Here is a 5,500-nt window from a genome sequence, read left to right as displayed (position 1 = left end):
GGCTTGGCGGGGAAGGAGGGCATACCGAGCGGGATGGCCATGAGGGACGGGCCGGTGCTGGCCACCGGCGAGTCGAGCGATGCCGGCGCGGCGGCGGGCGTATTGCTGGGATCGGCCGCCGGAATATCGCCGGTAGCCGCGGCGGGAATGTCGTGAGAGCGCAGCTCGAGGTCGCTGCTGCGGTCAGCGTTGCCGGTCATGAATCCACCTCTCGGCCCCAACGGAATGCCTGCTTCCAGGGCCGCCCGCGGCCCGGGGTCACGCAGGACCGTAAGCACAAGCGCCACCAGGCTTCAACGGCGTTGAAATTACTCGAATCTAGGCCCTTAGTCCCGGCAGGCTTTCCTTGAAAATGTCCCGTATCGCCTTGACGCCGGACTAACCCATCCTGGACGGCGTTGAATATTGCGCATCACGTCTTCCCTAATTATGGAGGAGTGCGAAGGCCCTTCTCATTCCCCGTGAACACCCGATGCACCCGCGCCACGGGCAGCAGCACTTCGCCCTTCTCCGTAGCTCCGTTCACGTCGCAGCGGCGCGGACGCGGGATGCTGCGGGCAACCCCTGCGGGGTGCCTGCGGATGGCCGTCGCAGCAGCGCGGGACATGCTCACGGGCTACGGGGAACCACTCGACGGCTGGCCGCGTTGCCACGGCGGAGGCTGGGCCGCATCGCCGCCGCCGAGACCGAGCCGCCCCACTCAGTTACCTCGGCTGCCTGACGGTCTATCGGGGCCCCGCCCTGGCCGAGATCATCTAGCCTCAATGCATGAGCAATGCGGACACGCCCCGGGAGACCGCCCCGGCAGAGGGGCCGCTGACCGTTCCGGGGGCCACCACCGCCGCGACCCCCCATGGCGCTCCAGCATCCACCACCCGCAATCCCGTCAACGCATCCGCCGCGCCCTCCGCCACGTCCCCTCTGTCTGCCAGCACGCCCGCCACGAGCACCGCCGCACCGCGGCGTCGCGGCCCGCGTTCCGGCAGCCGTAGCGCCGCAACCACCGAGACCACGCGCGACGCCATCCTCCATGCCGCCCGCGCCTCCTTCCTAGCCAAGGGCTTCGCGAAAACCACCATCCGCGGCGTCGCCCGCGCGGCCGGCGTCGATCCGGCACTCGTGTCCTATTACTTCGGTTCCAAAGGCGACCTGTTCGGCGCCTCCATGAATCTGCGCATCCGGGCGAGTGAGGAGATCGCCAAGGTGATCTCCGGCGACATCCGCACCGCCGGACCGCGTCTGGTGCGGCTGGCGATGACGGCGTGGGACGACTCCTCCGGCGGCGCCACCTTCCGTTCACTGCTGCGCTGGGTCGCCACCGACGACGGCGCGCCGCAGGCTGTGCAGACCTACGCCACCGAGCAGATCGCGACGCCGGTGTCGCAAGCACTGGAGCAGGCCGGCATACTCGGCCCCGACGCGCAGGAACGGGCCACGCTCGCCTCCACCCAGTTGGTGGGGCTGGCACTCACCCGCTACACGTTCCAACTCGAGCCTATTGCCAGCGCGTCGGTGGACCACCTGGTTGAGGTGGTCGGCCCCACGATCCAGCACTACCTCACCGGCCCGCTGACCCGGCACGAGGCTCACTGACGAGATTCACCGATGCCGTTCAGCAAGCCTCGCCGACGCCGAACAGAGGCGCGGCGCCGAGATTCGCCGTCTCAAATGCTGGAAGATTTGCGCTTCCCGTTAGCATAGTGACGTGATCTTCAAGGCAGTCGGCGATAGCGCCCCCTACCCCAACCATGGGGTCACTGCGCAGCGCGACTGGACGGCCATCGCCCCACGCCAGATCCGACTCGATCAACTGGTGACCACCCGCGCTCAGCTGGATCTGCGCGGGCTGCTCGACGATGACTCCACCTTCTACGGCGACCTGTTCGCTCACGTCATCGCCTGGAACGGCGACCTCTACCTGGAGACTGGACTGCACCGGGCCCTGCGCGCCGCGCTTCAGGGCCGCACCTCCATTCACGCGCGCGTGCTCGAACTGACCAACGACGGTCGCCCCATCTCCGCCCCGCCGCCGCCGGCGGAGTAGCCGGCGCAAGTCCCTCGCGCGGTGACACAAGACCCCCCGCCGGTCCCGGGCCCGCCGGCTCACGCCTGCTTCCGGGCGCGCTTGGCGTAGGCCGGGCCCTCCAACTCGGTGCCGGCGGGCGCCGAGGCGGGCGAGGCCTCCTCCAGGTTCGTGCCCCGGGCACGGGAGATGGCGCGCATGACGTGGTAGACGACGATCGCCGCCAGCGAGCCGAGCGCGATGCCCGCGAAGGTCATGTCGCCCCAGTTGAAGGTGTAGTCGGCGATGGCCACCACCATGGCGACCGCCGCGGTGTTGAGGTTGACCGGGTCGGAGAAGTCCACGCGGTTCTGCACCCAGATGCGCACCCCGAGCATGCCGATCATGCCGTACAGGACGGTGGCCGCCCCGCCCAGAACACCGGCGGGGATCGTCGCGATGATGACGCCGAACTTCGGCAGCAGGGACAGTCCCAGGGCCGTCACGGCGGCGACGACATAAGCGGCCGTGGAGTACACGCGGGTCGCGGCCATGACGCCGATGTTCTCCGCGTACGTCGTCGTGCCCGAGCCGCCGCCCGCGCCCGCGAGCATGGTGGAGATCCCGTCTGCGAAGAGCGCGCGGCCGGTCACGTCGTCGAGGTTCTCCCCCGTCATCGCCGCCACGGACTTGACGTGCCCAATGTTCTCAGCGACGAGGACGAGGACCACCGGGATGAACAGGCCCAGCAGGCTGATATCGAAGGCGGGGGCGCGGAAGGTCGGCAGGCCGATCCAGCCGGTATCGGCGATCTGGGAGAAGTCGACCTCGCCGCGCACGCAGGCGGTGGCGTAGCCGATGAGCACTCCGATGAGGATCGACAGTCTCCCGATGATGCCCTTGAACAGGACCGTGATGACCAGGATCGACACGATCGTCACCAGCGCCGTCACCGGCGCGGTCTTGACGTTGTTCCACGCGCTGGGCGCGAGGTTGAAGCCGATGAGGGAGACGATGGCGCCGGTGACGATCGGCGGCATGAGGCGGTCGATCCAGCCGGTGCCGGCCACATGCACGATGACGCCGATGAGGGCCAGCAGTGCCCCGACGGCGATGATGCCGCCCTGCGCCAGGGACGCCTTCGCCCCGTCCAGGGGCGTCCCCGCGTCGGCCGCGTACCCGGTGACCGCCCCGATGGGCGCAATGAGCGCGAAGGAGGAACCGAGGTAGCTGGGCAGGCGCCCGGCGGTGATGAGCAGGAACAGCAGGGTGCCCACGCCCGTGAAGAACAAGGTCGCCGACGGGTCGAAGCCCGTGAGCAGCGGCACCAGGAAGGTTGCGCCGAACATGGCGACGACGTGCTGCACGCCGATACCGATGGTGCGGGGCCAACTCAGGCGTTCCGAGGGGGTGACGACCTCGCCGGGGGCAATCGAGTGCCCGTCGCCGTGGAGGGTCCAGCCGCGGAAGCGTCGGTTGTGGGTGGAGGGCTGGTCTGAGGGCACGTGGGCTCCTGTCGCGTGGGGAAGGGGACCGGCACGGGGATACTCCCCCGATGCCGGAGCGGCAGGGCCCGGCAGAGTCCTGCCGGGGTACCAGTGTAGGAGCGTCGGGCGGTCCACCCCGCAACCGAGCACGAGCACGCGCCTCATCTCATACGCCCACGACACGCCTTTCACAGCTCTCGCATAGACCCCTCGCCTTGACTGGTGGCTGTTCCGAGGCGGTCCCGGCCGCCCTTGCCTACTACCGGAAGCAGCCAATGACTCCCAGCACGCTCCTCTACATCGCCACCGACCTGGTCGCCCTGGTTCTGCTTGTCGGCGTCCTGTACACCCGGCGGCATGCCCGTAAGGACCTGGTCGCCGCCTACGCCGCCGTCAACGTCGGCGTCCTGGCGGTGACACTCCTGTTGTCCACCGCCTCCGTCGGCGCCGGGCTCGGGCTCGGTCTGTTCGGTGTGCTGTCGATCATCCGTCTGCGCTCCACCGAGCTGGCCCAGCACGAGGTCGCCTACTTCTTCGCCGCCCTCGCCCTGGGGCTGCTCGGCGGCATCACGGCGGCACCGATCGCCCTGACCGCACTGCTCATGGCGCTCGTCGTCGCCTCCCTGTGGATCAGCGACCACCCGGGGCTCATGCGCCGCAGCCGGCACCAGATCATCATGCTCGACCGGGCCATCACCGATGAGGACACCCTCATCGCCCACCTGGAGCAGCTGCTTGATGCCCAGGTGCGCTCGGTGCAGGTGCAGCGCCTCGACCTGGTCGACGACACCACGCTCGTTGACGTCCGCTTCCGCCTGCCCCGCTCGGGGACCTCACAGACGACGACGGCGTCCGGCAGGGCCGCTGCGCCCGCCGCCCCGGCCACGACTGCCGCCCCGCTCGCCTACGCCGCCGCCTCGCCCAACCCGGCTGCCGATGCCGCATCCTCGAATCCGGCGCCGGCTCCCCCGCCGTCGTCCGCAGCGCAGACCCGAGCCGCCCGCCGGTACGCCGCCTCCGACGCCGCCAACGCCACCGCGGGCACCGCCGACTCGCGCCACTACGACCTCCCACCCATGGTCCAGCCCGCCGGGCGCTGATACGGCCCGCCGCACCCACAGTCACGCCCGCAAACCCCAAAGAGAAGGAGGCCGCCGACCATGAGCCGCCACCTGCACACCAGCCACCTGTCCGCCACGACACTGGAGGCGCTCAACGCCGCCGCCGGTCTGCTCACCCGCGTGGACCGCAAGTACCTCCTCCCCCTGGACGACGCGCAGAGCGTCGTCGACCACCTGAGCACCGACGCCCTCGTGCTGGGGATCGACGGCAGGCGCCGCTTCTCCTACGCCTCGACCTACTTCGACACCGCCGCGCTGGACTCCTACCTGCTGGCGGCCCGCAAGCGTCGGCGTCGTTTCAAGGTGCGCACCCGCTCCTACCTGGACTCCGGCCTGTGCTTCCTCGAGGTCAAGACCCGCGGCCCGCGCGGCGCCACGGTCAAGAAGCGCATGCCCTACGCGCTCGACGACGCCGATCGTCTCACCGAGGCGGGGCGCGGCTTCGTGGCCGACTGCCTGGAGCGCGCCGAGGCCTGTTCGCCCGCACACGCTCGGGAGATCGCCGCCCGGCTCCTTCCGGTCATGTCCACCGCCTATGAGCGCACGACCCTGCACCTGCCGCAGGCCAGCGCCCGGCTCACCCTCGACACGAATCTGAGCTGGACGGCGCTTACGGCCGATGCCTCCGCCCAGCCCACCGGTGCCACCGCCCTGGACGGTGCCCCCGCGCCCGCAGGCAGCGCCGGGGAGGTTGCTCCGGCCGGCGCCTGCGCCGACGGCCTGGCGATCGTTGAGACGAAGAACCCGGCCACGCCGTCGCCCGCGGACCGGCTCCTGTGGGCGCAGGGGCACCGGCCGGCCAAGATCTCCAAGTACGCCACCGGCATGGCGCTGCTCCGCCCGGAGCTGCCGGCGAACAAGTGGCACCGGGTGCTGACTCGCGAGCTCGC

At 70.2% G+C, this 5,500-nt stretch carries 6 protein-coding genes; 4 read left to right on the top strand and 2 right to left on the bottom strand.

All coding sequences use genetic code 11. The features are described from left to right. Positions 1-200 (bottom strand): hypothetical protein (locus RWX45_RS06710; RefSeq protein WP_316022972.1); only part of this gene is annotated, 200 nt, incomplete at its 3' end. A 568-nt stretch (positions 201-768) separates the two neighbouring features. Between RWX45_RS06710 and RWX45_RS06705 the strand changes: the two genes are divergently transcribed. Continuing rightward, positions 769-1,593: a TetR/AcrR family transcriptional regulator gene (locus RWX45_RS06705; protein WP_316022971.1), complete on the top strand. Its 825-nt coding sequence runs from the start codon at positions 769-771 to the stop codon at positions 1,591-1,593. A gap of 112 nt (positions 1,594-1,705) precedes the next feature. Further along, a complete protein-coding gene (locus tag RWX45_RS06700) occupies positions 1,706-2,044 on the top strand; it encodes a type II toxin-antitoxin system VapB family antitoxin (RefSeq protein WP_316022970.1) in 339 nt (112 codons plus the stop codon). A gap of 59 nt (positions 2,045-2,103) precedes the next feature. Here the strand turns inward: RWX45_RS06700 and RWX45_RS06695 are convergent, their stop codons facing one another. Then, positions 2,104-3,507 carry a uracil-xanthine permease family protein gene (locus RWX45_RS06695; RefSeq protein ID WP_316022969.1) on the bottom strand — a complete coding sequence of 468 codons (1,404 nt, stop codon included), beginning with the start codon at positions 3,505-3,507 and terminating at the stop codon, positions 2,104-2,106. 257 nt (positions 3,508-3,764) lie between these two features. Between RWX45_RS06695 and RWX45_RS06690 the strand changes: the two genes are divergently transcribed. Further along, positions 3,765-4,589 (top strand): DUF4956 domain-containing protein, encoded by an 825-nt coding sequence (locus RWX45_RS06690; protein WP_316022968.1) that lies wholly within the window; start codon positions 3,765-3,767, stop codon positions 4,587-4,589. 60 nt (positions 4,590-4,649) lie between these two features. Further along, on the top strand, positions 4,650-5,500 hold an 851-nt coding region (locus tag RWX45_RS06685), incomplete at its 3' end, for a polyphosphate polymerase domain-containing protein (protein WP_316022967.1).

The sequence above is a fragment of the Actinomyces sp. MRS3W genome, assembly GCF_032465695.1.
Lineage (GTDB): Bacteria > Actinomycetota > Actinomycetes > Actinomycetales > Actinomycetaceae > Actinomyces.
This window is presented reverse-complemented; position numbering and strand designations above follow the sequence as displayed.